The following is a 25,445-nucleotide window of genomic DNA, read 5'->3' as shown; positions in this document are numbered from 1 at the left end:
CCATCTAACCGACTCACTGAGCATTCTGGTGACCGAGCGTGATGGTGACGGAAGGGAATATACAACATGCCCCGATGCCCGCCACCAGCGCTCACTCAAATCCAATTTTTGAATGCATTTACAACTGGTTACAAGTGAGCGTGGCGCACAACAAGAACTGCAACTATCCGAGATCGACGTAAGCGAGTAATTCCCTCTGCCACGCAACCGCTTGAGCTATCAGGTTAAGTTACTCGTACCGCGACTTCACGCTGTCCGTGACGCGGTTGGCCTTGAGGAATTGCCCAACCGAAGGCACTGGGCTGTGCCGACGCCAGGCAAGCCAATAGTCGACCGTATACTTCCACCATGGCAGCGATCTTAGGACAAGGCCCTGGTTTCCGGCACGAGAGATGCTGGCTTGCGCAAAGGCACGTCCTGCGCCTGCTTCGACAAGTCCCAGCAGCGCCGAGAGCTGCGCAACTTCATACCGAATATCCGGGCAGAATCCGGCAGTTGCGCATTGTTGCAGGAAACGATCGCGCCAATAAGCGTCGCCCTCTCTGGGAAGGGCAACCCACGAACTTGCTTCGAGATCCGACGGCGCAATCGCACGTCTTGAAACCAGGGCGTCGTCAGTCGACAAAACAAGCTTCATGCCGTCGGAAAGGAGCTTGCTGCAGGCAATGCCGTCGGGCCATTCGCGCGGCGTGTAGAGAATTGCGATATCGAGCTGGTTGTCGGCAAGCGCTTTAAGCTGCGTTTCTGTGCTGGCGGCCACGAGATCGACGACAAGAGTGGGGCAATGACTCCGAAGATTTCGCAGATGAGCGCTGAGGACGCCGCCCTGCATGGCGCCATCGACGTAACCTACACGAATTCGCCCACTCTCACCGCTTGATAGCGCACGCGCATGGCGGATTAGACCATCCGCCTTTGCGACAACGGCTTTCGCGTCTTCGACCATTGCTACACCGGCCGGTGTCAGAGCAATCCGTTGTCGTTGGCGCATGAACAGATCAACGCCGAGCTCGATCTCCAGCTCGCGTATCGCACGGCTCAAGGGCGGTTGAGAGATGTGCAGGCGCTGCGCTGCGCGTGTGACGTGCCCGCAATCAGCGACAGCCAGAAAGTAGCGCAGGTGCCGAAGCTCCATTTCATACCCGTAGAGTATTAACTTATCTCAAATCAGTCTTTAACTGTATCAACTTTGCGCGCAACCTTCCACTCGGAATTATCGAGATGGGGCGTTTGATGAAAGCTATTGTGTTTGATAGGCCCGGAGTTGCCGAGGAGGTTCTCGAGAACAGGGAAATGCCTGATCCCGCGTGCGGTCCGCGAGAGGCCCTCGTGCGCGTCACGACCCGCGTCATCCAGCCGGCCGACTTGCTGTTCGTCGCTGACAAATATTCAATAAAGCCGTTTTACCCGCAGGTCGCCGGATTCGACGGAGCGGGTATTGTCGAGGCAGTCGGCGCCGACATAGGCGAACTGGAGGTAGGGCAGCGCGTTGCATTTCGCAGCCCAGGCGCTTGGGCTGAGTACGCAGCAGTGCCAATTGCGCGAATCTATCCGGTTCCGACCGAGTTCGCGGACCGGCTCTCCGACGATGTCGTCTGCCAGTTTCCGCTCAATCCGCTGACCGCTTGGGGTCTCCTGGATCTCGCTTCGGTTAAGTCCGGGCAGCGAGTGCTCTTAACTGCAGCGCGATCAGTCGTCGCCGCCGTGGCTGATCAACTGGCCCGCGAGCGAGGGGCCGTCGTCGAACGGCTCTATCGGCACCACGGCAGCTACAAGCTGTGCGATTCGGAAGATAGGACACTAGGTATTGGCGACAACGTCGCCCATGCGCTCGCGGAGGCTAAGCCCTACGACCTGATCCTCGATCCAGTCGGAGGGCCCGACACGCTCGCCCTGATCGCGCGAGCGGCTGTGGGAGCGAACCTATTTTCGTACGGCGTACTCGACGATCGCCCGATCGAGATCAGGGCATCGGCCTTGCTCTACAGAGCGCTGCGCTGGCGCGGGTTCGCTGTTAAGCGTCTGGCAGAACAAGGCGAGCACCGAAACCTTGGCGGCCGCAGCGAAGGACTGCTGGTCCGTCCTTTCGCGATACCCCGAAAAGCTGCCGGTCGTTGCCCGATATAACCTTGAAGAATTCGCCACGGCATTGCCGCACGCGCGGGCGAGTACCGGTGAAGGCAAGGTCGTGCTCATCTAATCTTGCGATTGAACTGGAGAGACAGCGCGATGCGCGAACGCCCGCAGGCCGAGCACTGTCTGACGGATATTTTCGGACATGAGGTGGATAGCTCGGGTTACGAACCTGCCTGCGTTCGCAAGAGCTTTCGACCTCGAAGATGGGTCAGCTGACGTCGTACGGCGAGTAGTATTGGGAGTCGAACCAATTCACAGAAATATTTAGTTGATATTTTTGTTGGTCAGGATTGCCTTGCCTCAAAGCCAAGAATCTCTCTGGAGCAGGATTTTGCTGCGCTGTATTCGCCAATCGGGAGACCGTCGAACCGCCAGGGAAGCTACTACGGGCGCGGAAGATGTTCACGGACAATTAGTAGACATCAATTAACATGGCGACGATCTTAGCTCATTCCCGGCCAAATTGTTTTGCTCGGCAGGCCGAATTGGAGAACGCTACTTGGTCGCGGAATCGTCAAGGACCGCTGTGGAGACAGCCGGTCAGACCCATCTGGCCGCGCTATCGCAGCTGGCCGTTGCCTCCTATGAAACCCTGGAGCGCGAGCTCAGGGCCACGATTGCCGTGCTCGAAGCCCAGGCACGACGCTTCGAGATGGCGATCGACAACATCCCGCAAGGCATCTGCTTCTTCGACGTCGATGAGCGGCTGATCCTGTGCAACCGCCGCTACGCCGAGATCTACCGCATCGCGCCGGGAAAGCTGCAGGCGGGCATGAGACTTGCCGACATCATCGAACACCGGCTCGCTGCCGGAACATTGGCGATGGACGGCAAAGCCTATCTGGCTTTCGCCCGTTCGATCAATTCGAGCACCAGTTCGAGGACCTGGACCACCGAACTCAAGGACGGCCGCACCATCCAAGTCGGCCATCAGCCGATGCCCGATGGGGGATGGGTCGCGACGCATGAGGACGTCACCGAGATCGCCGCCAGCCGCGTGATGGTCAGCGAACGCGTCTCGCTGCAGGCGCTGATCGACTGGGTTCCAGACTATCTGTGGGTCAAGGATTCCGAAAGCCGATTCGTCGTGGCCAACAAGGCCCTCGCCGCGGACCACGGCAGAGACCCTAGCGAGATGATCGGCCTCAACGACTTCGACCTGCACGCGCCCGAACTCGCCCGGCAGTTCCGTGCCAGCGAGCAGGACCTGCTGCGCAGCGGCCAGCCGATGGTCGACAGGGAGGAATTCATCGTCGATGCTTCGGGCACCGGCAAATGGCTGTCATCGACGAAAGTACCCCTGCGAAACGCCGGGGACGAAATTTTCGGCCTGATCGGCATCGCCCGCGACATCACGGCGCGCAAGCAAGCGGACGATCTGCGGGATGGACAGGCGCATATCCTGGAAATGATCGCGACAAGTGCGCCGCTTCCAGAGGTGCTCGAACGTCTGATACGCCTCATCGAGTCGCAACTGAGCGGTATAGTCGGCTCGGTGCTGCTGCTCGATGAGGACGGCGCTCATCTGCACCACGGTGCGGCGCCCAGCCTGGCGAAGGAGTACACTCACGCCATCGACGGCACCCGCATCGGCCCCAAGGTCGGCTCCTGCGGCACCGCCGCCTACCGGCGCGAGCCCGTCATCGTCACCGATATTGTGAGCGATCCCTTGTGGGAGGATTTTCGCGATCTGGTGAGGCCCTATGGCTATCGTTCCTGCTGGTCGACGCCGATCCTGTCGCATACCGGCGTGGTGCTCGGCGTCTTTGCCATGTATTCGAAGACGGTGCGCGAGCCGACAAAGGCCGAGAGCAATCTCATCGATTTCACCACCCGCATCGCCGGCATCGCTATCGAGCGCAAGCTTGCCGAAGACCGCATCCATTTCATGGCCAACCACGACGCGCTGACCGGGCTGCCCAACCGCGCCCTGCTCGGCGACAGGCTCTCGCAGGCCATCCTGTATGCCCAGCGCTACGGCCGCTGGGTGAGCGTGGTGTTCATCGATCTGGACAATTTCAAGCTGGTTAACGATACGCTCGGCCACAACGCCGGAGATATGCTATTGAAGGCCGTCGCCAGCCGCATGGTCGAATGCGTCAGGGCGACCGATACCGTCGTGCGGCTGGGCGGCGACGAATTCGTCATCGTCCTCTTCGACCAGGATCCGAATGTCGACCTCATTGCCGCGACTTTGCAGAAGATCCGGACCGCAATCGTCGAGCCCGTTTGTCTGGGTGAGCATCACATCAGGGCAACGGCCAGCATGGGCGTCGCCAACTATCCCGATGACGGCGCCACGACGGATATGCTGCTGGCCAACGCCGATGCCGCTATGTACCGCGCCAAGGAGCTCGGCCGCGACAATTTCCAGTTCTATGCGCCCGAATTCAACGCGACGGCCCAGGAGAAATTCCTGCTGCAGGAGGAGTTGCGCAACGCGCTGGCGCGCGCCGAATTCACACTGCTCTACCAGCCGCAGGTCGATCTTCGCTCCGGCAACGTCTTTGCTGCCGAGGCGTTGATCCGCTGGAACCATCCGAGCCTCGGACTGATCGCACCGATGAAGTTTATTCCAATGGCCGAGGAGACCGGCCTGATCGTGCCGATCGGCGACTGGGTGCTGCATGAAGCCTGCAGGCAAAACAAGGCCTGGCAGGACGCAGGCCTGCCACCGCTCGTGGTGTGCGTGAACGTATCGGCAAGGCAGTTCAAGGAAAAGAATCTGATCAGCCACGTGGTCGATGCGCTGACGGACAGCGGCCTGGAGGCGAAATACCTCGAACTCGAAGTGACCGAGAGCCTGATCATGCAGGATGTCGAAATGGCGGTGGCGACGATGAACCAGCTGCAGAGCCTTGGCGTGCAGATCTCGATCGACGATTTCGGCACCGGCTATTCCAGCCTCAGTGCACTGAAGACCTTTCCGGTGGCGCGGCTGAAGATCGATAAATCCTTCATCAACGATCTCGCTACCGATGAAAACGACCAGGCCGTCGCCAGCGCCGTGATCTCGCTTGGACAGAAGCTCAATCTGCGTGTAATCGCGGAAGGCGTCGAAACAGACGATCAGATAGCGTTCCTGCGCAAAAACAACTGTGACGAGATGCAGGGCTATCATTTCAGCAAGCCGGTCTCCGCCCATGGGATCGCGAGACTGCTCTACAAGGAGCAAGATGGTCACACTTCCCCAGAATGAGATTCATTGGCGAAGCCGCCTATTTGCCGTACCTCTCTTCCAGCGCGTTGGCGAAGCGCTCGCAAAGCAGTTCTCCGATCGCCGCAGTTAAGTGAAGGCGCAGGCGGCTCCCTTGGATATTCACCAAAGTGATAACAATTCCTCGATCGGAATATCCGGCCTCCTGAGAGACGTCGGTGACGACGAAGTCCTGTATCTCACGGGCCCGCTGTGGATCTTTTGGCATCATTGTTTCCCGCATCGAACGGATCGTGGGCAGAAGCTTCCGCCCCAGTCTGTCAGACTTGCGGCTGCCTAAATTAGCAGATCAGCCATCCATCCGTCGATACATTAGTGATAACTAATTGTCTTTGACCGTTACGGACAAGTAAGAATTCCGAACATCCTTGCACCAAAGAGCGTGAAGGAGAGGACGATCTTGCCAGATCACGTGCCAAGAACTATCAAGCGCTTATGAAGTGATCCCTGATCGCTCTCGTATCGCATGCGCCTGTTGCAGGCGATTCGCGTGTCGGAACCTAGGCTTTCTTGTCGCCGTTGGGATTTGGTGCCGGCGCCTCTCGCACGTCTCGCGGTGGCGGATCGATATGCTCAAGCTCTGACGGTGCTGCCTTGTCCGGCCGACCGATGGGTGGCTGCGGGGCGGGCTTCGGCTGCGGTTCTTTGATCTTGGCCGGCATATCCAGTTAACTGGAATCCACAGGCTCTTGTTCCCTGATGCCTTAAAAGAACCTGATGCCTTAAAGGACCGGGAGAAGCCGCCAAAAGCGTGTCACGGTGAAACAAACAGATCACAGTTTGCGATAGTCGGGATGAATGGTGCTCCGAAGAGCGTTCTAACTTTAGTTCGCCGGGTGCTCACATGAACCCCGAGCACCCAAAATCAAATGCTTTTGGGAGAACGATCATGAAACATCTCCTCATTCCGATGATGGCAGGCTTGCTCATAGGTTCCACCAGCATGGCTTTGGCCACCAATGTCCACACGGTGACGGGCACGACAGGTCAGCCCAGCCAAGAAATCGGAACTGCTCAAACAGGAAGTGCGACCCCCGGCCACGCCAGCTCTGCTCCGGGCTCAGCCTTCAACCCGGATGGGAATGCCGGAACACATTACGCCGGCACCCAGCCACAAAACTCGAAAAATCCGAAGAGCGTATCTCAGTACGACGCGGCCGGCTTCCAGCAGTCCCATAATCATTAGGTGACAGCACGGTCCGCGAAACAACAGGCCCGGCCGCAGAAGCAGCCGGGCCGACGCATTCGCCAAGTTGACGCCACTTGTCGGCGTGGACAAGGCGCCGGGAAACTCGTCAGCACCACACGAAAAAGGGGCGAATCTGCTGCTCCGAACTCTTCTAGCCCTGGGGTCTCGGAATTTATCGGGACTTCCGTCGGCTTAGTGGGTACCCGCCCCCGTCACAAAAATCGATCGACGGAACGACTTTGCTCTCACCGAGCTTCTGTCGGATTCAATTTGCTTGGCGCCCCACCATCCCTAGGGCAAACTCCCTGCCGGGGCTGCAGGAGGTGAAATGAGAGCACGCGCAGCAACGCTGGGGGATCTCGAGGACGTCTTCCATGGCCTGTCCAAGCGGATGTCGGACGAGTACGCGGCGGCTGGCAAGGACAGCAAGATCGCCTACGACAATCTGATGATGAATTTGAAGGAAGGCCGGGCGCATGCGCTTGTCGAGGGCGAGAAGGCCGTGGCGATCATCGCCTGGCATGAAAACAGCGACGCCGCCGACACGCTGTTTGCCGCGCAGGAGGATTTCTTCCGCGGCTCGACCGTCCGTTTCTGCAAGCGGCATATCAGGCATATCCAGGCGCTCGCCGGCAACCTTCCCATCCACTCGCGCAGCTGGCTCAAGGGGCCCGATGTCGCCAGATGGTTCGGCATTATCGGCTATGTCGAACGCGGCCAGGAGAACGGCGCCAAACTGTTCGAACTGCCGCCGGCGCGCTGAATGGAAATTCTACCGCACCGCGAACGCCGCCTGAACCGCCCGGTTGACCGTCACCGGCAGGATCGACATGTGGTTCTCGCCGGCATCCAACTCGAAGCTCGCCCGCAGGCCCGGGAGCGCGTCGAGGCGTTCAGCCATCGCCCGAGAGCAGTTTGCCGAACAATCCGGCCGGGATTTGCCGGGCGCTGCGACTCCCCGCCGCAGCTGCCTAAGGCCTACCGGCACTGAATTGATCGGCGGCATTGTCTTTCTCCCGCGGACACCGTCCACTATGGATGGGCGATGGCGTACCATCCGGGCGGCGACGCCTGTTGCATTCGAGCCAGGTGGCCGAAAGATCGGTGACAAGCGCGGCCGGAAAGTGTTGAAGATAATGGTCAACATGGAGAGGGACGTGCGATCGGGTTGCGCTCGGCAGGCGTTGATGGTTTGTTGCCGGTCAGCGGAGATCAAGTGATGCGAGAATCCATGGGTCAAGACGAATACGGGTCGGCGAGCCCCTTCGATCCGGACGACCTGCCGAATTTAAACGCGATCGGACCAGGGATCGGCAACAACGACTTCGAGAAATACGCGGTCGCCGTGATCATCGTGTTCGGCGCCCTGATCATCGGCGGGCTGATGGCAGCGTCGATGACTTTCGGCCATCGCAACGGCTTCCTCTTCGCGCTGGGCGGCGCCACGTCGGCCTGGATATCGGGTAACGCGCTGCTGCTCGACCGGCCACGCATCTATGCGCTGTTCGTCGGCATCGCTGCCTTGATGCTGATTGCATCGACCGTCACGCTGGTGACCTGAGGACTCCTGCCGGGCCATGAGGTGGAGGCCGGTGCCGAAAGGCGGAATCCGGCCTCGTCAGGCAAGGAACAGGCTTGCGGCCTGTCAATATCCAAGCGCTTCGCCCGATGCGGCGCGGCTGTCGATGGCGCCATTGTAGCGCGCGCCACCGCCCTTCTCGATTTCCGCCAGGCTCTTGCCACCAACCAGGATTCCGGCCGCCTGCCCCCAGCTCTGGTCAGCGAGATCGAGGTGATAGCCCATGCCGGCCAGCAGCCTTTCGGTGTCGGGCGAAAGCCCGAACGGCTCGATATAGACGGTGTCGGGGAGCCATTGGTGATGAATGCGCGGCGCATCGATCGCCTCCTGGATGTTCATGCCGTGGTCGATGACGTTGACGATCGCTTCCAGCGTGATGGTGATGATGCGCGAGCCGCCGGGGCTGCCGATGACCATGAACGGCTTGCCGTCCTTGGCCACGACTGTCGGGCTCATCGAGGACAGCGGCGTCTTCTTCGGCTGGATGGCATTGGCTTCGCCCTGGACGAGGCCATAGAGGTTTGGCACGCCGGGTTTCTGGGTGAAGTCGTCCATCTCGTTGTTGAGCAGGATGCCGGTGCCGCCGGCGACGACACCGGCGCCGAACGAGCCGTTCAGCGTGTAGGTGACCGCAACCGCGGTGCCGTCCTTGTCGATGATCGAATAATGCGTGGTCTCCTTCGATTCGCCAAAACCCTTCGGCATCAGGTCCTGCGACACGCCGGCCCGGAATGGATCGATCTTGTCGCGGATGTCCTTGGCATAGGCTTTGTCCAGCAGCTTGGAGACCGGGTTGTCGACGAAATCGGGATCGCCGAGAGCCGAGTTGCGGTCGACATAGGCGTGGCGCATCGCCTCGACCATGACATGCACCGTTTCGGCCGAACCGGCGCCGAGATAGGACAGCGGGTAGCCTTCCAGCACGTTGAGGATTTCGCAGATGATGACGCCGCCTGAGCTCGGCGGCGGCGACGAGATGATCTCGTAGCCACGATAGGAGCAGGTGACGGGCTTCAGCTCGCGCACCGCATAGTGTTCGAAATCACCCTTGGCCAGGATACCGCCCCTGGCGCCGCTCGCCTTGACGATGGCGTCAGCGATGGCGCCTTTGTAGAAGGCATCGGGACCTCTCTCGGAAATGGCTGAGAGCGACGCGGCAAGGTCGGGCTGAACCAGCTTCTCGCCGATGCCATAGGGCTTGCCACCGGGTTTGAGGAAGGCGGCGGCCGCCGCTGGGTCCCTCGCCAACCTTTCAGCGCCGCCGGCGAATGAGGCTGCATCGCCCTGGTTGAGGATGAACCCGTCCTTGGCATAGTTTATCGCCGGCGCCATCAGGTCCTGCCTGGACAAGGTGCCGTATTTCTGGCGCGCCATCTCGAAACCGGCGACGGAACCCGGTACGCCGACCGCGAGATAGCCGTCGAGGCTGGCGCCCTTCACCGGGTTGCCATCCTTGTCGAGATACATGGTCTTGGTCGCGGCAAGCGGCGCCCGCTCACGAAAATCGAGGAAGGTCGATTTGCCGTCCTTGAAGCGGATGGTCATGAAGCCGCCGCCGCCGATATTGCCGGCGTTGGGGTAGACCACGGCCAAGGCATAGCCGACGGCGACAGCCGCATCGACGGCATTGCCGCCCTTTTTCAGAACCTCGACGCCAACTTCGGAAGCCAGATGCTGGGCCGTGACGACCATGCCGTTCTCGCCCTTGGCCGGTGCTGGTGAGGCGGCGAAGGCCGATGGCGAAAAGGCGAAAGTGATGGAAAGGCTGAGGGCGATCAGCGTTCGGCGGGTGAGGTGCATGGCGGGTTCTCCAGGTGGTGCTTGCTAAGAAGAGCTACTTGGAGCGATCGAGTCCATCTTCAATGAAGACATTCACGGGTTGGTGACTGCCCGCTTGTGGGGAGATACAGGGCGTGAGGGATCGCCAACCTTCAGACGTTTGTTCATCCAGGTTTGATTGTGAGGCAGCTCAATCAGCTGAGACGTCGGCGGGACAGCGCCCCCCTCTGTCCTGCCGGACATCTCCCCCGCAAGGGGGGAGATCGGCTCTACCTCAAACGATCCCGCCGGAGCCACCTGCGACCGCCGGGCGTTCCGCCGCGACCTTGGCGCGGTAGCCCGCTGCCCGGTAAGCCGCGACCGGATCGATGGCGCCACCGGTCTTCAGCCGCGCAATGGCAAGGATCGGCTCGACATCGGTGCGGTAAGCCGCCTTCAGCGTCTGCGTCGCCATCAGCGCGTCATTGCCGTCCTGAAAGCCTTCCAGCGCCTTGCGGTCGATCAGCAGCGCCTGCGCATAGGCGCGCTGCACCTCGACCGCCGACAGCATCAGGCTTTCGATCGGATCGGTGACGTTGTGGCTCTGGTCGAGCATATGGGCGGGATCAAAGCCCTCGGCGCCGGAAAGCTCGGCATCGACCAGTTCGTTGAAGACGAGGAACAGCCGGTAGGGATCGATCGAGCCGGCATCGAGATCGTCGTCGCCATATTTCGAATCGTTGAAGTGGAAGCCGCCGAGTTTTTTGAACTGGATCAGCCGAGACACGATCATCTCGATGTTGACGTTGGGCGCATGGTGGCCGAGGTCGACGAGGCAGAACGCCTTGTCACCCAATTCCTTGGCGATGATGTAGTTGGTGCCCCAGTCCTGCACCACGGTGGAATAGAAGGCCGGCTCGTACATCTTGTGCTCGGTGAACAGCTTCCAGTCGGCCGGCAGGCCGGCATAGACTTGCCTCATGGCATCGAGATAGCGCTCGAAGGCTTTGGCGAAATTGACCTGGCCGGGGAAATTCGAGCCGTCGCCGATCCACACCGTCAATGCCCTGGAGCCCAGCGTCTTGCCGATCTCTATGCATTCGAGATTGTGCTCGACCGCCTGCCGGCGCGTACCGGCATCGGAATGCGACAGCGAACCGAATTTATAGGAGAGCTTCTGGTCCTTCGTGTCCGAGAAGGTGTTGGAATTCATGGCATCGAAACCGAGACCGAAGCGGGAGGCCGCCTGCTTCAGCCGGTTCGGATCGGCCTTGTCCCACGGGATGTGCAGGGAGACGGTCGGGGTCGCCTGTGTCAACTGCTTGATGACGGCGCAATCCTCGATCTTGTCGAAGATGTCGCGTGGCTCGCCGGCGCCCGGGAAGCGGGCGAAGCGCGTGCCGCCTGTGCCGACGCCCCAGGAGGGGATCGCGACGGCGAATTTCTCGACCTTGTCCCTGATGGCGTCGATGGCGATGCCGCGCCGGTCGAGGCGTTCGCCGAGCGAGGCGTAGTCGCGCTCGAGGTCGGCCTTGCGCGCGGCATTGCTCTTATCGACGATGTCGGCGGAGATGATGGATTCGGACACTGCTGTTCCTCCCAGATGCATTCGGTCAGCGCTGCCCCTCATCCGGCCCTTCGGGCCACCTTCTCCCCGTATAGTGACGGGGAGAAGGGAAGCGCTTCGACGTTAGCTCAGCGCGTAAAGCTCTGTGCGTTGCCGGCGTCGACGTTGATGATGTTACCGGTCGACTTGGCCGACATGTCGGAGGCCAGGAAATAGATCGCCTCGGCGATGTCTTCCGGGAAGACGGAGCGCTTCAGCATCGAGCGCGAGCGGTAGTGCTCTTCCAGATCGTCGGTCGACATCTTGTAGGCGGCGGCGCGTTGTTCCTTCCACTCGCCGGTCCAGATCTTCGAGCCGCGCAACACGGCGTCCGGGTTGACGACATTGACCCGGATCTGCGCTTCCGCGCCTTCCAGCGCGAGACAGCGGGCCAGGTGGATCTCGGCGGCCTTGGCGGTGCAGTAGGCGGCGGCATTGGGTGACGCGGCAAGGCCGTTCTTGGAGGCGACGAAGACGACATTGCCGCCGATCTTCTGTACCCGTAACAGCCGGAACGCTTCCCGCGAGACCAGGAAATAGCCGGTCGACAGGATATCCATGTTCTTATTCCACAGCGCCAGCGTCGTCTCCTCGATCGGCGCCGAGGACGCAAGGCCAGCATTGGAGACCAGAATGTCGATACCGCCGAACTCGACCGCCGTCTCGGCGAAGCCGGCGACGACCTGATCCTCCGAGGTGACATTAATGAGGACCGGCCGGATGAAATCCTTGCCATAGGCTTTTGCGAGTTCCTCATTGGCGCTGGCGAGCGCCGCCTCGTCGATATCGGCCAGCACCACGCAGGCGCCTTCGCGCAGCAGGCGGTTGGCCGTAGCCCGGCCGATGCCGCCGGCGCCGCCGGTGACCAGCGCGATCTGGCCGGCGAGAGACTTCGGCTTCGGCATGCGCTGCAGCTTCAGGTCCTCGAGCAGCCAGTACTCGATGTCGAAAGCCTCCTGCGCGGGCAGGCCGACATAGGACGAGACGGTGGACGCGCCGCGCATGACGTTAATGGCGTTGACGTAGAATTCGCCCGAGATGCGTGCGGTCGCCTTGTCGCCGGCGAAGGTGAACATGCCGACGCCGGGCATCAGATAGACCACCGCATTGGGATCGCGGATGGCCGGCGAATCCGCATGCTTGCAGCTGTCGTAATAGGCCTGGTAGCCGACACGATAGGCGGCAATGTCGTCGGCGAGGCGCGCGATGACGGCATCGACGTCAGGCTTTGCCGGGTCGAATTCGATGACCAGCGGGCGGATCTTGGTGCGCAGGAAATGATCCGGGCACGAGGTGCCGAGCGCGGCCAGCGGGCGCAAATTTTTCGAGTTGACGAATTCGAGCACGGCGGCCGAATCGTCGAAATGGCCGAGCTTGTGGCTCTTTTCCGAGATCAGGCCACGGATTCTCGGCATCAGCTTGGCGGCAATGGCACGGCGGTCAGCGGCGTCGAGCGACTTCACCACCTCGCCACCGAAAGTCGCCACGCCTTCGGAGCGGCGATCGAGCCATTCGATCGCCTGGTTGATCACCGAGATCGTCGTCTCGTAGCACTCCTTGGGAGTGTCGCCCCAGGTGAACAGGCCGTGGCTTTCGAGGATGACGCCCTTGGCGGTTGGGTATTCGAGGCAGAATTTCTCCAGCCACAGGCCAAGCTCGAAGCCCGGCCGTTTCCATGGCAGCCAGCCAATGACGTCGCCGAAGATCTCCTTGGTCAGCGCCCTGGAATCTCTCGCGGCGGCGATGGCGATGATGGCATCGGGATGCATGTGGTCGACGAAGGGCTTCGGCACGTAGGCGTGCAGCGGCGTGTCGATCGAGGCCGCGCGTGGATTGAGGTTGAAGGTGCAGTGGGGCAGATAGCCCACCATCTCGTCCTCATGCTCGACGCCGCGGTAAAGCCCCTTCAGCGCCCGCAACTTGTCCATGTAGAGGGTGGCGAAGCCGTCCAGCTTGATCGAGGCGCTGTCGCCGCCCGAGCCCTTGACCCAAAGCACCTCGACATTCTCGCTGGTGAGCGGATCCTTCTGCCAGATCTTCGAGGAGGTATTGCCGCCGCCATAATTGGTGACGCGCTTGTCGGAGCCGAGCGTGTTCGAGCGATAGACCAGAAGCTCGGGCTCGCTCATCCCCTGTGCCTTCGCATCATCCCACAGATTGGCGAGGCGCGAGCCGGAGCGCTTGTCGAGCATAGGTAATCCTCCCTTGGAGCGCGGACGATGCGCTCCTTTTTCGCCCGGGAATGTCTACGCAAGAGGCGAGCTTGTCAATCACAAACGATCAACATCAATCATATTGCACTGCACAATGAAATTATATGATCGGAAATGATTGACACTGCTCGTTTTGGGTGCCTAGATGCTGAGGCAGGGAGGAACCATGCACGAAAAAGAGCGCCATAGGATCATTCTGTCCGCCGTCCAGGAAAAACCTGTGGTGACGGTGCAGGAGATGGTCGACCTGACGGAATCCTCCGAGGCGACGATCCGGCGCGACATCGCTGCTCTCCATGTCCAGAAACGCCTGCGCCGGGTGCGCGGCGGCGCCGAGGCGATCTCGCCGCCGCAGTTCATCGGGCTGGCGGGCCGCCCCTTCTCCGTCAACGAAACGCTCAACGCCGCGCAGAAGCGGGCCATCGCACGCGAAGCGGTCGAACTGTGCAAGGACGGCGAGCCGATCATCATCAATGGCGGCACCACCACCTTCCAGATGGTGCATTTCCTGACCGGCCGCCGCATGCCGATCTTCACCAATTCGTTCCCGATCGCCGAGCACCTGCTCAAGCACTCCAAGAACACGGTGATGCTGTCGGGCGGCACGATCTATCGCGAGCAGAACATCATCCTGTCGCCTTTCGACAATGACGTGACGCGCAATTTCTACGCGCGCCGCATGTTCATGGGTGCTCAAGGGTTGGGGCCTCTCGGCCTGATGGAAGGCGATCCGCTGCTAATCCAGGCGGAGCAGAAGCTGATCGACCAGGCCGACGAACTGGTGGTGTTGGTCGATTCCTCGAAATTCCGCAAACGCTCCAGCCTGATCCTGTGTGGTCTTTCGCGGATCGCAACCGTCATCACCGATGACGGCATCGAGGACCGTGAGGCAAAGATGCTGGAAACCGCGGGGGTGACGCTGATCGTCGCCCGCAAGTCGACAAAGGAAGAATCTTCACTGCAGGCCTGAGACACCCTCACGCCGCAGCGGCGATGGAATGCAACGCTCAAGGGAGGAAAAACGATGAGCTTTCTGAAGAAATTGATGGTGACGGCGGCCTTCTCGGCCGCCATGTTCGTGAATGCCGCCTACGCCGAGAACGTCAAGATCGCGCTGGTGGTGAAGTCGCTCGGCAACGGCTTCTTCGATGCCGCCAACAAGGGCGCGCAAGAGGCGGCCAAGGAACTCGGCGACGTCGACATCATCTACACCGGCCCGACCAAGGCGACCGCCGAGGCGCAGATCGAAGTGGTCAATTCGCTGATCGCGCAGAAGGTCAACGCCATCGCGATTTCCGCCAATGACGCCGACGCGCTGGTGCCGGTGCTGAAGAAGGCCATGGAGCGTGGCATCACCGTCATCTCCTGGGATTCGGGCGTCGCCAAGGAAGGCCGCCAGCTTCACCTCAACCCGTCCGACACCGGCCTGATCGGCGAGACCATCATCAAGCTTGCCGCCGACTATCTGCCGGAAGGCGGCGATGTCGCCATCCTGTCGGCCTCCTCGACCGCGACCAACCAGAACTCCTGGATCGAAGCGGCCAAGAAGGTGCTGCCGGAGAAGTTCCCCAAGATCAAGCTCGTCGCCACCGTCTATGGCGATGACGACTCGGCCAAGAGCACCGACGAGGCCAAGGGCCTGCTGAAGTCCTATCCGAACCTCAAGGCGATCATCGCGCCGACCACCGTCGGCGTCGTCGCCGCCGCACAGGTCGTCACCGACGAGAACCTGATCGGCAAGGTCAACGTCACCGGACTGGCGCTGCCGTCGGAGTTCAAGAAGTTCATCGACAACGGCGCCAGCCAGGCCGTTGCGCTGTGGAACCCGATCGACCTCGGTTACTCCGCCGTCTACCTCGCCCATGACCTGGCGGTGAAAAAGGAAGAGGCCAAGCCGGGCGCCACGCTGTCGATCGGCCGCGTCGGCAAGGTGACGCTCGACGACACCAACTCGGCCGCGATGGCTCCGCCCTTCCAGTTCGACAAGAGCAACATCGAGAAGTTCTCCAAGATCTATTGATCCTGGCGCCCTTCATTGGCGCGGCGGGGCTTTGGTCCCGCCGCGACTTCAAACGGACCTAGTTTCAGGGCTGGATACGGATATGGACACGACAGCCCAACACAGCGAGACAAAGGAGCGGCCTGCAGCCTCGGCTCCACGCCTGACGCTGTCCGGCATCTCCAAGAGCTTTCCCGGCGTGCGGGCGCTGCACAATGTCAGCCTTTCGCTTTATCCAGGCCAGGTGACCGCGCTGATCGGCGAGAACGGCGCCGGCAAGTCGACGCTGGTCAAGATCATGACCGGCATCTACCAGCCCGACGCGGGGACCATCAGCATTGACGGGCAGCCCGTCACCTTGCCCAGCGCGCATGCGGCCTTCGGAATCGGCGTCACCGCCATCCACCAGGAGACGGTTCTGTTCGACGATCTCAGCGTCGCCGAAAACATTTTCCTCGGCCATGCGCCGCGCTCGCGCTTCGGCACCATCGACTGGCGCACGATGCGCAAGAATGCGCGGGAAGTGCTCGACACAATGCATGCCGGCCATATCGACGCGGATGCGCGGCTCAGGGATCTCGGCATCGCCAACAAGCATCTGGTCGCGGTCGCGCGCGCCATGTCGATCGATTCTCAGATCGTCATCATGGACGAGCCGACCGCCGCCCTTTCGATGAAGGAGATCGAGGAGCTGTTCCTGCTCATCGAGTTCCTCAAGGAACAGGGCAAGGCGATCCTGTTCATCAGCCACAAGTTCGACGAGATCTATCGCATCGCCGACCGCTACACCGTATTCCGCGACGGCGAGATGGTCGGCGAAGGCCTGATCAGGGATGCCGGCCAGAGCCAGATCGTGCGCATGATGGTGGGCCGCGCGGTCGACCACATCTTTCCGCAGCGCAAGGCCGAGATCGGCGCGCCGGTGCTCTCCGTTTCCGGCCTGTCGCACCCGACCGAATTCAACGACATCGGCTTCGAGCTGCACAAGGGCGAGATCCTCGGCTTCTACGGCCTGGTCGGTGCTGGGCGCAGCGAGGTCATGCAGGCGATTTCAGGCATCACGCGCACCAGCAGCGGCACGATCACGCTGGAAGGCAAGGCGATCGCGCCGAAATCGGCGGCGGATTCGATCGAAGCCGGTATCGTCTACGTGCCGGAGGAACGCGGCAAGCAGGGCGTAGTGATCGGCCTGCCGATCTTCCAGAACGTTTCTCTCCCTTCGCTCGCCCGGACCTCCAAATCCGGCATGCTTCGGCTTGCGGAGGAATTTTCGCTGGCCCGTTCCTTTACAGAGAGGCTTGACCTCAGGGCCTCCTCGCTCAGCCAGGATGTCGGAACGCTTTCGGGGGGAAACCAGCAGAAGGTGGTCATCGCCAAATGGCTGGCGACGACACCCAAGGTGATCATCCTGGACGAGCCGACCAAGGGCATCGACATCGGCTCCAAGGCCGCCGTGCACGGCTTCATGGCGGAGCTTGTGGCGCAGGGCCTGTCGGTGATCATGGTGTCGTCCGAACTGCCCGAAATCCTCGGCATGTCCGACCGCGTCGTCGTCATGCGCGAGGGCCTCGTCGCGGCGGTCTACGACAACAAGGGACTGGATGCCGAGACGTTGGTCCGGACAGCAGCGGGGATCGCGGCATGAAAGCATTCCTCAAATACCGCGAAATCTGGCTGCTCGCGGCCATCGTCGTGCTGATCGGGCTGATCTCGACGCGCTTTCCGGCCTTTGCCGATGCAGGCAATCTGCGCCAGGTGTTCAACGACACGTCGATCCTGATGATCCTGGCGCTCGGCCAGATGGTCGTCATTCTGACCCGCTCCATCGACCTGTCGATGGCCTCGAATCTGTGCTTCACCGGCATGGTGGTGGCGATGCTGAACGCCGCCCATCCAGCAATCCCGATCCCACTGCTGATCGTCACCGCGCTTGCCGTCGGGCTGGTGCTCGGCGCGATCAACGGCCTGCTGGTGTGGCGGCTGAACATCCCCTCGATCGTGGTGACACTGGGCACGCTGACCATCTATCGCGGCGCTACTTTCGTCCTGTCCGGCGGCGCCTGGGTCAATGCCGACAAGATGAGCCCCGACTTCATCGGTTTCCAGCGCGCTGCTTTCCTCGGCATTCCCGTGCTGTCCTTGATCGCCATACTGGTCATCGGACTGTTCTTCGTGCTGATGACACGCACCGCGCTCGGCCGCTCGATCTATGCCATCGGCGTCAATCCGACGGCGTCGGTCTATGCCGGCATCGATGTCGGCCGCACGAAATTCATCGTCTTCTGCATCTCCGGCATGATCGGTGGCCTCTGCGGTTATCTCTGGATTTCGCGCTACGTCATTGCCTCGGTCGAGGTCGCCAACGGCTATGAGCTCAACATCATCGCCGCTTGCGTCATCGGCGGCATCTCGATCGCCGGCGGCATCGGTTCGGTCGGCGGTGCCGTGCTCGGTGCGCTGTTCCTCGGCATCATCTCCAACGCGTTGCCGGTCATCAACATCTCGCCCTTCTGGCAGATGGCGATTTCGGGCAGCGCCATCATCCTGGCCGTCGTGCTCAACGCGCGCGGTGAACGCCGGCAGGGCCGCATCATCCTGAGAAAGGTGGAAGCGGCATGACCGACGTCCCCGCCCCTCGCCACATTCCCGACCGGCTCGACAAGCCGCTCTCTTCGGCGATCTTTTCCTGGGAAGCGCTGCTGGTCGTGGTGGCGGTTGCCATCTTTGCCATCAACAGCTTCGCCTCACCCTATTTCCTCGACCCCTATTCGCTCTCCGATCTCACCTTCAACTTCACCGAAAAGGGTCTGATCGCCTTTGCCATGGCATTGCTGATCATCTCCGGCGAGATCGACCTGTCGGTGGCCGCCATCATCGCGCTGGCATCGACCATGATGGGCATGGCGGTGCAGGCCGGCGCCGGCACGCCAGTGCTTGTCTTGATCGGCATCGTCGTCGGCCTCGGCTGCGGCGCCTTCAACGGGCTGCTGGTCACGCGCCTCGGCCTGCCTTCCATCGTCGTCACCATCGGCACGATGAGCCTGTTTCGCGGCATCGCCTTCATCATCCTCGGCGATCAGGCCTACAAGGGCTATCCTGAAAGCTTCGCCTTCTTCGGCCAGGGTTACGTCTGGTGGGTGGTGTCGTTCGAACTGGTGCTCTTCCTCATCGCGGCTGCCGTCTATTGGCTTGTGCTGCATCGCACGACTTTCGGCCGTCGTGTCTTCGCCATCGGCAACAATCCGGTCGCGGCACAGTTTTCCGGCGTGCGCGTCGGCCGCATAAAATTCATCCTGTTTTGCCTGACCGGCCTGATGTCGGGCATCGCCTCGGTGCTGATCACCTCGCGGCTCGGCTCGACACGGCCGTCCATCGCCCAAGGTTATGAGCTCGAAGTCATCACCATGGTGGTGCTGGGCGGCGTCAGTATCCTTGGCGGCGCCGGCAGCATTCTGGGCGTCGTGCTCGCCGCCTTCATCATGGGGCTGGTGACCTTCGGCCTCGGCCTGCTCAACGTGCCCGGCATCGTCATGTCGATCTTCATAGGCCTGCTCCTGATCATCGTCATCGCGCTGCCGATCGTGTGGCGGCGGCTGCGCGGGGGACGCTTGGCCTGATGCCCGAGAAGTACGCATTCAAGATGATGCTCAAGCCCGGCATGAAGGCCAAGTACAAGAAGCGCCACGATGAAATCTGGCCGGCGCTGGTCGCGTTGCTCAAGCAGGCCGGCGTCTCCGACTATTCGATCCATCTCGACGAAGAGACCAATATCCTGTTTGGGGTGCTGTGGCGGCGCGATGGTCACGGCATGGACGATCTGCCGAAGCATCCGGTGATGCAGCGCTGGTGGGCTGAAATGGCCGACATCATGGAGACCAGGCCGGACAATGAACCGGTGGCGGTGCCCCTGGAAATAATGTTCCATATGGAATGAGCGCGATCCGCCACATCGCCGTCATCGATATCGGCAAGACCAACGCCAAGGTGGCGCTGGTCGATCTCGCCACATTGAGCGAGGTAGCGCTGCGCCGCAGGGCGAATGCGCCGGTGCGACAGGCGCCCTATCCGCATCACGATGTCGAAGCGCTGTGGGTTTTCATCCTCGACAGCCTTGCGGCGCTCAACCGTGAACAGCGCATCGACGCGATTTCGATCACCACCCATGGCGCGACCGGCGTGCTGGTCGATGCCTCCGGCGAACTCGTGCTGCCTGTTCTCGACTATGAATTCGACGGGCCCGACGAGCTTGCGGAAGGCTATGACGCGATCCGCCCGCCTTTCGCCGAGACCGGCACGCCGCGCCTGCCGCTCGGCCTCAATCTCGGCGCGCAATTCTTCTGGCAGCAGCAAAGCTTCCCGACGGAGTTCGCCAGGGCCGCCGCGATTCTGATGTACCCGCAATACTGGGCGCTGCGCCTGACCGGTGTCGTCGCCAACGAGGTCACCTCGCTCGGCTGCCACACCGATCTGTGGAACCCCTGGACGGGGGATTTTTCGGCGCTGGTCGACCGCCTGGGCTGGCGCGACGTGATGGCGCCCGTGCGGCCGGCCAGCGACCGTCTTGGCTCGATCCTGCCCGCGCTTGCGGAGCGGACCGGGCTCGACCCGCAAACGCCGGTCCTTTGCGGCCTGCACGATTCCAACGCCTCCCTGCTGCCGCATCTCCTATCCGACGCGCCGCCCTTCTCGGTGGTCTCGACCGGCACCTGGGTGGTGTCGATGGCGGTCGGCGGCAAGGCGGTCGCGCTCGATCCGGCAAGGGATACGCTGGTCAATGTCAATGCACTCGGCAACCCCGTGCCCTCGGCGCGGTTCATGGGCGGCCGCGAATTCTCGCTGCTGACCGAAGGCTCGGCGCAGAACTGGAACGACAGCGATGTCACAGCGGTGCTGACGCGCAAGACATTGCTTTTGCCTTCGATCCAGCAAGGCTCGGGGCCGTTTCCGCATCACACCGCCGCATGGCGCAAGGGCGAGGCGATCCCTCCCGGCCAGCGCTTTGCCGCGATCTCCTTCTACCTGGCGCTGATGACCGCCACGTGCCTCGACCTGATCGGCGGCGATGGTCCGACGACCGTCGAGGGACCGTTCGCGCGCAACCAATTGTTCACGCGGATGCTTGCCGCGAGCACCGGCCGCGCGGTCGTCGCATCGGAAGCCGCTACCGGCACCAGCATCGGGGCCGCCCTGCTGGCATCGGACCAGGGTGCCGCGCATGGCAAGGGCCAGACACAAGAGCCGCCGGCCGATCCGGCCTGGGCGGAGTATGCGCGCGTATGGCGGGCGGCCGTTGAGGCTATTGGCTGATCAGAGGATCCGCTTGCCGAAGGCCGACATGACGAAGTTGACGGTCTCCGTGCCAATTCTGGGCTCCAGATCGGCACTCAGGCCCGAGACATTCATCGACAGCAGTCCGCCGGAAAGCGCGATCGCCTCCATCGCCTGATGCGTCTCGCGCACGGTGAGGCCGCCGGAACCAGCCGCCCAGCCGGCGAATTCGGTCACATCAGGCGAGTAGCTGACGTGAAATCCTTGCGTGCCCGAGGTGGCGATGCGGATCGCCTCATGCATCAGGTCGCGCATGCCCATGGCGTCGATGTCGGTCATGGTGAAGGCCGAGACGCGCGAATCCTTCAGCACCCGCACTTCGGCCGGGTCGGCATGGCGCAGTCCGACGATGACGACGTTTTCCGGCGACAGCTGCGGCTGCAGCGCGCCGGCCTTGTGGTCGAGGCCAAGCGAGCGCGCCAGTACCGACACTTCCGGCAGGTCGATGCCGTCCTCGTCCTCGGGCATCAGCGCGGCGATGGAATCGATCCAGATCAGGCCGAAGGAGTGCGTCGCGCGCGCCGTCGCCGTCAGTGCCTTGTGCGCAATGCGACGATCGGCGCCCGCGGCTAACCGGATCAGGCCCGAGGGCGGCCGGTCAATATCGGCCAGCTCGACGACGTCGAAATTCATCGCTTCCAGTCGGGCGCCGGTTCCCTCCCGGGCGAGGATGCGGGCCGCTTCCGCTTCGGCCGAAATCGACACCATCTTGCGGCCGCAGAAATCCGCGACATCGTGCATTGGTGCTTTTTCGACATATTCCGAAGTCATTGCCAAAAGCATGGCGCCATAGCTCATGCGGAAGGCGACGCGATCGCCAACGGCGAGCGGCGGATCGGCGTCCTGGACATCGAGTAGCAGATGGTCACTGGAGGCGCCGAGCACCCTTATGCCCTTGACGATCGGGCTCAGCCCTTCGACCAGCACATCCTCGCGGCCGATATTGGCGATCGCGCGCAACCTGTCGCCTTCGTCGGGGAAGACAGGCTGGTTGCCGAAGGCGTCGTAGCCGGAGGTGCCGATCGGCCGCGACGGCTTAAGCTTGACCTCGATGACGTCGCTGGTCAGCCGGCAGGCATCGGGTTCGAGTTCGGCCCATGGCACGTCACGGAAGGTTTCCACACCACCCTGCAGGATCGCCTCGCCGACGCGCAGATTGTTGATGCCGGCCGGCAATTTGCCTTCGAGCAGCAGCGGCAGGGACGACGAGGCGCCGCCGGAGATGAAGTCCAGGCTTTTCCCGGACAGGCGCTCGGTCTTGTAGGCATGGGCGACGAGCTGGCCGAGATTTTCTTCCGTCGGCGTGATGGCGCCGAAGCAGCCGAGATTGGTGCCGATGCCGGCGATGCGTACGCCCTTCATGTCGAGAATCTGCTCGACCGTGGGGATGAGGTCGTTCGGCCAGATGCCCTCTCGGAGGTCGCCGAGATCGATCATCAGCATGATGTCGTGGACGCGGCCCATGCGCTCGGCGATGCGCGAGATTTCACGGATGATCGTCAGCTCCGACTGCAGGCTGACGTCGAAGGTGCGCACCACTTCCTCCACACGCGCCATCGGCGGGCTGCGCAACAGCATGATCGGCGCGCTGATACCGCTGTCGCGCAGTCGGCGGATGTTCTCGAAGCGGGATTCGGCAATGCCGGCGACGCCGCCGCGCAGCATGGCGCGCGCCACCTGCGGCATGCCGCAAGTGCCCTTGGTGACGCCGAACACCTTGATGCCCGAAAGCGCGCAACGATCGACAATGGTGCGTGCATTGCGCTCGATGCGGCCAAGGTCGATGGCGACTTGCGGTCCCGACATCTTATCCTCTGTAGACCAATCCCTGCGGGTCGATCTCCGGCTTGCGGCCGGCGACGAGGTCGGCGAGGAATTTTCCCGAGCCACAGGCCATGGTCCAGCCGACATGGCCGTGGCCGGTGTCGAGATAAAGGTTGCGGTATTTCGCTTGGCCGATGACCGGCACCGAGTTCGGCATCATTGGCCGCAAACCTGCCCACAGCTCTGCCTTCTTCTCGTCGAAGGCACCGGGGAACAGGTCCTTGCCGGTCCTGAACATGGTGGCAAAGTCGCTGGGCTTGTGGGTGCGGTCGAAGCCGGTGAATTCGGCGGTCGAAGCCAACCGCAAGCGATTGCCGAGGCGCGAATAGGCCATCAGCTGATCCTCGTCGGCGCCGCCCATGGTCGGGCCCTTGCTCTCGTCCTCCAGCGGAATCGTCGCCGTATAGCCCTTCACCGGATAGACCGGCAGGTCGATGCCGTAGCGCCGGCCGAGCAGCCCGCTTTCGGGACCCATCGAGATGACCACTGCATCGCCGACAATCGGTCCGGCCGAGGTCATCACGGCCCGCACCCGGTCGCCCTCGATATCGAGGCCCTCGACCGTCGTGCCGTAAAGAAAGTTCACGCCGAGCTTTTCGGCGGCGTGGGCGGCCAAATTTTCCACGAACTGGCGGGAATCGCCGGTCTGGTCGATCGGCGAGTAGACGCCTCCGGCGATCTTTTCCTTCACGCCGGCAAGACCTGGTTCAAGCTCGACCAGCCGGTCGCGGCCGACGATCTCGATCGGCAGGCCATGCTCGGCCAGATAGCGGTAGTTGTCGGTGCCGGTATCGAGACTGTGCTGCGAGCGGAAGAAGTAGAGGATGCCCTTCTTGCGCTCGTCATAGTGGATGCCGGTATCGGCTGAAATGGCGTTGATGCAGTCGCGCGAATAGAGCGCGAGCCGCAGCTTGACCTGGCTGTTGGCACGCAGGCGGGTCACCGTGCACTGGCGCAGGAAGCGCAGGCTCCAGGCGAGAAAATAGGGATCGAAGCGCAGCCGCACCTTGATGCCGAGATCATGATTGTAGAGCCCGCGCAGGAACGTCTTAAGTGCCGCCGGCGAGGCCCAGGCGGTGGCGTCCCCCGGAGACACCAGCCCGGCATTCGACTGGCTGGTGCCCCGCGCCGGCGCCGGATGGCGCTCGATCACGGTGACCTCGTGACCGTCGGCGGCCAGGTAATAGGCAGCCGCCGTACCGACGACGCCGGCTCCAAGCACCGTTATCCTCATGCCATCCCCCAAGCTCTCGCGGCACGCCGCCTCCACGCTGTGTCGCGAATGCTTGCATAGCGCGTCGCCGCGCATCTTGCGAGCCCTTGGGGCTTGTCAGCCCCTGGGAAAGCGCGCTCAGCTCCGCGCGGAGTTCTTGCCGGTCAGGATGCGCTCCCAGGCCAGCGCGTCGTTGACGATCTGGTCGAGATCGTCGCGCTGCGGGGTCCAGCCGAGTTCGGACCGTGCGAGATCGGAATTCGCAACCACCGCCGCGGCATCGCCGGGACGCCGGTCGCCCATCCTGACCTCGAAATCATGGCCAAAGGCGCGGCGCACGCTGTCGATGACCTCGAGCACCGAATAGCCATGGCTATAGCCGCAATTGGCGACGAGGCTGGCGCCGCCGGCGCGCAGCCGTTGCAGCGCAAGGCGATGCGCGGCGGCCAGATCGCTGACATGGATATAGTCGCGCATGCAGGTGCCATCCGGCGTCGGATAATCGGTGCCGAAGACCTGCATGAACGGGCGCTTGCCGAGCGCGGTCTCGCAGGCAACCTTGATCAGATGGGTGGCGCCCGGCGTCGACTGGCCGGTGCGGCCCTTCGGGTCGGCGCCGGCGACGTTGAAATAGCGCAGCGCCGTGTAACGGATGTTGTGCGCAAGGCCTGCATCGCGCAGCATCCATTCGCTCATCAGCTTGGACAGACCATAGGGCGATTCCGGCGCCAGACGGGCATCCTCGCGCACCGGCTCCAGTCCGGCGCCGCCATAGACGGCGGCTGTCGAGGAGAAGATGAAATTCGGCACGCCTTCGCGCACCGCGGTTTCGATCAGCGTGCGTGTCTTCGAGGTGTTGTTCTCATAGTAGGCGAGCGGGTCGGCGACCGATTCCGGGACGACGATGGAACCGGCGAAATGGATGATCGCGTCGACCTTGTTCTCCCGGATGACCGAGCCGACCAATTCCTTGTCGGCGACATCGCCGACGACCAGCCTTGCCTCCGGCGCCACCGCCCATTCGAAGCCGGTGGAAAGCCGGTCGAGAACGACCACGCTTTCGCCCGCATCCAGCAATTCCCAGACCATATGGCTGCCGATATAGCCTGCGCCACCTGTCACCAAAACTGTCATCCGCGTCCTCGCTTACCCTAGATTTATCGGAAACTGTCTCAACAACCGCCTTACTGGAAAGTCTGCCGTCTGCCCATTAAAACCCGATATAACCAGCGTTCACTTGATGTGGCATCGTGCGGAAACAAAAGTGAACCAAAGAGCGTGCCACGGATTGGGAATAGGCCACGATCCGCCGTCGTTAGGAACAGGTCCGGGGCGTGGCATTTTGACCAAATCGGCCCGGTGGACGACCAAAAGGCCAATGAT

20 protein-coding genes and 1 pseudogene are annotated in these 25,445 nt (G+C 62.1%); 12 read left to right on the top strand and 9 right to left on the bottom strand.

Translation table 11 applies throughout. The annotated features are described in order from the left end of the window. Window positions 1-229: 229 nt before the first annotated feature. Window positions 230-1,135 (bottom strand): LysR family transcriptional regulator, encoded by a 906-nt coding sequence (locus O7A70_RS05100; RefSeq protein ID WP_337139395.1) that lies wholly within the window; start codon window positions 1,133-1,135, stop codon window positions 230-232. 86 nt (window positions 1,136-1,221) lie between these two features. Here O7A70_RS05100 and O7A70_RS05095 point away from each other — a divergent pair, with 86 nt between their 5' ends. Together O7A70_RS05095 and O7A70_RS05090 are read left to right on the top strand one after the other, a co-directional pair. Then, complete coding sequence (locus O7A70_RS05095; protein ID WP_442921157.1) at window positions 1,222-2,127, top strand: alcohol dehydrogenase catalytic domain-containing protein; 906 nt, start codon at window positions 1,222-1,224, stop codon at window positions 2,125-2,127. Window positions 2,128-2,635: 508 nt separating this feature from the next. Then, window positions 2,636-5,335: an EAL domain-containing protein gene (locus O7A70_RS05090; protein ID WP_337139393.1), complete on the top strand. Its 2,700-nt coding sequence runs from the start codon at window positions 2,636-2,638 to the stop codon at window positions 5,333-5,335. Between the two features lie 19 nt (window positions 5,336-5,354). Here the strand turns inward: O7A70_RS05090 and O7A70_RS05085 are convergent, their stop codons facing one another. Beyond that, the gene (locus O7A70_RS05085; RefSeq protein WP_337139392.1) at window positions 5,355-5,561 is read right to left on the bottom strand and encodes a hypothetical protein; all 207 of its coding nucleotides are present in this window, start codon (window positions 5,559-5,561) and stop codon (window positions 5,355-5,357) included. Between the two features lie 681 nt (window positions 5,562-6,242). Here O7A70_RS05085 and O7A70_RS05080 point away from each other — a divergent pair. Both O7A70_RS05080 and O7A70_RS05075 read left to right on the top strand, forming a co-directional pair. Then, the gene (locus tag O7A70_RS05080) at window positions 6,243-6,539 is read left to right on the top strand and encodes an adenylate cyclase (protein WP_337139391.1); all 297 of its coding nucleotides are present in this window, start codon (window positions 6,243-6,245) and stop codon (window positions 6,537-6,539) included. 331 nt (window positions 6,540-6,870) lie between these two features. Next, window positions 6,871-7,305: a hypothetical protein gene (locus O7A70_RS05075; RefSeq protein WP_027145699.1), complete on the top strand. Its 435-nt coding sequence runs from the start codon at window positions 6,871-6,873 to the stop codon at window positions 7,303-7,305. Between the two features lie 9 nt (window positions 7,306-7,314). Here O7A70_RS05075 and O7A70_RS05070 read toward each other — a convergent pair. Continuing rightward, window positions 7,315-7,452: pseudogene (locus O7A70_RS05070) on the bottom strand (alpha/beta hydrolase); the annotation flags it as partial. Between the two features lie 309 nt (window positions 7,453-7,761). Between O7A70_RS05070 and O7A70_RS05065 the strand changes: the two are divergent. Continuing rightward, window positions 7,762-8,103: a hypothetical protein gene (locus O7A70_RS05065; RefSeq protein ID WP_084636831.1), complete on the top strand. Its 342-nt coding sequence runs from the start codon at window positions 7,762-7,764 to the stop codon at window positions 8,101-8,103. 84 nt (window positions 8,104-8,187) lie between these two features. On the opposite strand, the gene ggt is transcribed toward O7A70_RS05065, so the two are convergent. The 3 genes from ggt to O7A70_RS05050 form a co-directional block, all read right to left on the bottom strand. Next, window positions 8,188-9,921 carry a gamma-glutamyltransferase gene (gene ggt / locus O7A70_RS05060; protein WP_337139389.1) on the bottom strand — a complete coding sequence of 578 codons (1,734 nt, stop codon included), beginning with the start codon at window positions 9,919-9,921 and terminating at the stop codon, window positions 8,188-8,190. A gap of 253 nt (window positions 9,922-10,174) precedes the next feature. Continuing rightward, entirely contained in the window at window positions 10,175-11,467 is a 1,293-nt protein-coding gene (gene rhaI / locus O7A70_RS05055; protein ID WP_337139388.1) for an L-rhamnose catabolism isomerase, read from the bottom strand. A 107-nt stretch (window positions 11,468-11,574) separates the two neighbouring features. Next, entirely contained in the window at window positions 11,575-13,677 is a 2,103-nt protein-coding gene (locus tag O7A70_RS05050; RefSeq protein ID WP_337139387.1) for a bifunctional rhamnulose-1-phosphate aldolase/short-chain dehydrogenase, read from the bottom strand. A gap of 187 nt (window positions 13,678-13,864) precedes the next feature. Between O7A70_RS05050 and O7A70_RS05045 the strand changes: the two genes are divergently transcribed. From O7A70_RS05045 to O7A70_RS05015, 7 genes are all read left to right on the top strand, one after another. Beyond that, window positions 13,865-14,668, top strand: a complete 804-nt coding sequence (locus O7A70_RS05045; protein WP_027145694.1) for a DeoR/GlpR family DNA-binding transcription regulator — start codon at window positions 13,865-13,867, stop codon at window positions 14,666-14,668. A 54-nt stretch (window positions 14,669-14,722) separates the two neighbouring features. Next, window positions 14,723-15,718, top strand: a complete 996-nt coding sequence (gene rhaS / locus O7A70_RS05040) for a rhamnose ABC transporter substrate-binding protein (RefSeq protein WP_015319234.1) — start codon at window positions 14,723-14,725, stop codon at window positions 15,716-15,718. An 82-nt stretch (window positions 15,719-15,800) separates the two neighbouring features. After that, a complete protein-coding gene (locus O7A70_RS05035; protein WP_337139386.1) occupies window positions 15,801-17,342 on the top strand; it encodes a sugar ABC transporter ATP-binding protein in 1,542 nt (513 codons plus the stop codon). Then, on the top strand, window positions 17,339-18,316 hold the full coding sequence (locus tag O7A70_RS05030) for an ABC transporter permease (RefSeq protein WP_337139385.1): 978 nt from the start codon (window positions 17,339-17,341) through the stop codon (window positions 18,314-18,316). The genes O7A70_RS05035 and O7A70_RS05030 overlap by 4 nt, the downstream gene beginning before the upstream one ends. After that, a complete protein-coding gene (locus O7A70_RS05025; protein WP_337139384.1) occupies window positions 18,313-19,314 on the top strand; it encodes an ABC transporter permease in 1,002 nt (333 codons plus the stop codon). Before O7A70_RS05030 ends, O7A70_RS05025 begins: the two co-directional genes overlap by 4 nt. Continuing rightward, the gene (gene rhaM / locus O7A70_RS05020; protein WP_337139383.1) at window positions 19,314-19,631 is read left to right on the top strand and encodes an L-rhamnose mutarotase; all 318 of its coding nucleotides are present in this window, start codon (window positions 19,314-19,316) and stop codon (window positions 19,629-19,631) included. Before O7A70_RS05025 ends, rhaM begins: the two co-directional genes overlap by 1 nt. Continuing rightward, a complete protein-coding gene (locus O7A70_RS05015; RefSeq protein WP_337139382.1) occupies window positions 19,628-21,004 on the top strand; it encodes an FGGY-family carbohydrate kinase in 1,377 nt (458 codons plus the stop codon). The genes rhaM and O7A70_RS05015 overlap by 4 nt, the downstream gene beginning before the upstream one ends. On the opposite strand, the gene O7A70_RS05010 is transcribed toward O7A70_RS05015, so the two are convergent. The 3 genes from O7A70_RS05010 to galE form a co-directional block, all read right to left on the bottom strand. Beyond that, a complete protein-coding gene (locus O7A70_RS05010) occupies window positions 21,005-22,831 on the bottom strand; it encodes an alanine racemase (RefSeq protein ID WP_337139381.1) in 1,827 nt (608 codons plus the stop codon). It abuts the gene before it with no gap. A 1-nt stretch (window position 22,832) separates the two neighbouring features. Further along, entirely contained in the window at window positions 22,833-24,083 is a 1,251-nt protein-coding gene (locus O7A70_RS05005; RefSeq protein ID WP_337139380.1) for a D-amino acid dehydrogenase, read from the bottom strand. A gap of 117 nt (window positions 24,084-24,200) precedes the next feature. Further along, a complete protein-coding gene (gene galE, locus O7A70_RS05000; protein ID WP_337139379.1) occupies window positions 24,201-25,196 on the bottom strand; it encodes a UDP-glucose 4-epimerase GalE in 996 nt (331 codons plus the stop codon). Between the last annotated feature and the right edge of the window lie 249 nt (window positions 25,197-25,445).

Source organism: Mesorhizobium sp. Cs1299R1N1 (assembly GCF_037179655.1).
GTDB lineage: Bacteria > Pseudomonadota > Alphaproteobacteria > Rhizobiales > Rhizobiaceae > Mesorhizobium > Mesorhizobium salmacidum.
Note: the sequence above shows the minus strand (reverse complement) of the source record. Positions and strands in the feature narration are given on the sequence as shown.

Coding starts and splice junctions, on each gene's coding strand:
- O7A70_RS05100 (WP_337139395.1), bottom strand. CDS start 1,135: ATGGAGCTTCGGCACCTGCGCTACTTTCTGGCTGTCGCTGATTGCGGG.
- O7A70_RS05095 (WP_442921157.1), top strand. CDS start 1,222: ATGGGGCGTTTGATGAAAGCTATTGTGTTTGATAGGCCCGGAGTTGCC.
- O7A70_RS05085 (WP_337139392.1), bottom strand. CDS start 5,561: ATGCCAAAAGATCCACAGCGGGCCCGTGAGATACAGGACTTCGTCGTC.
- O7A70_RS05080 (WP_337139391.1), top strand. CDS start 6,243: ATGAAACATCTCCTCATTCCGATGATGGCAGGCTTGCTCATAGGTTCC.
- O7A70_RS05075 (WP_027145699.1), top strand. CDS start 6,871: ATGAGAGCACGCGCAGCAACGCTGGGGGATCTCGAGGACGTCTTCCAT.
- O7A70_RS05065 (WP_084636831.1), top strand. CDS start 7,762: ATGCGAGAATCCATGGGTCAAGACGAATACGGGTCGGCGAGCCCCTTC.
- ggt (WP_337139389.1), bottom strand. CDS start 9,921: ATGCACCTCACCCGCCGAACGCTGATCGCCCTCAGCCTTTCCATCACT.
- O7A70_RS05050 (WP_337139387.1), bottom strand. CDS start 13,677: ATGCTCGACAAGCGCTCCGGCTCGCGCCTCGCCAATCTGTGGGATGAT.
- O7A70_RS05045 (WP_027145694.1), top strand. CDS start 13,865: ATGCACGAAAAAGAGCGCCATAGGATCATTCTGTCCGCCGTCCAGGAA.
- rhaS (WP_015319234.1), top strand. CDS start 14,723: ATGAGCTTTCTGAAGAAATTGATGGTGACGGCGGCCTTCTCGGCCGCC.
- O7A70_RS05035 (WP_337139386.1), top strand. CDS start 15,801: ATGGACACGACAGCCCAACACAGCGAGACAAAGGAGCGGCCTGCAGCC.
- O7A70_RS05030 (WP_337139385.1), top strand. CDS start 17,339: ATGAAAGCATTCCTCAAATACCGCGAAATCTGGCTGCTCGCGGCCATC.
- O7A70_RS05025 (WP_337139384.1), top strand. CDS start 18,313: ATGACCGACGTCCCCGCCCCTCGCCACATTCCCGACCGGCTCGACAAG.
- rhaM (WP_337139383.1), top strand. CDS start 19,314: ATGCCCGAGAAGTACGCATTCAAGATGATGCTCAAGCCCGGCATGAAG.
- O7A70_RS05015 (WP_337139382.1), top strand. CDS start 19,628: ATGAGCGCGATCCGCCACATCGCCGTCATCGATATCGGCAAGACCAAC.
- O7A70_RS05010 (WP_337139381.1), bottom strand. CDS start 22,831: ATGTCGGGACCGCAAGTCGCCATCGACCTTGGCCGCATCGAGCGCAAT.
- O7A70_RS05005 (WP_337139380.1), bottom strand. CDS start 24,083: ATGAGGATAACGGTGCTTGGAGCCGGCGTCGTCGGTACGGCGGCTGCC.
- galE (WP_337139379.1), bottom strand. CDS start 25,196: ATGACAGTTTTGGTGACAGGTGGCGCAGGCTATATCGGCAGCCATATG.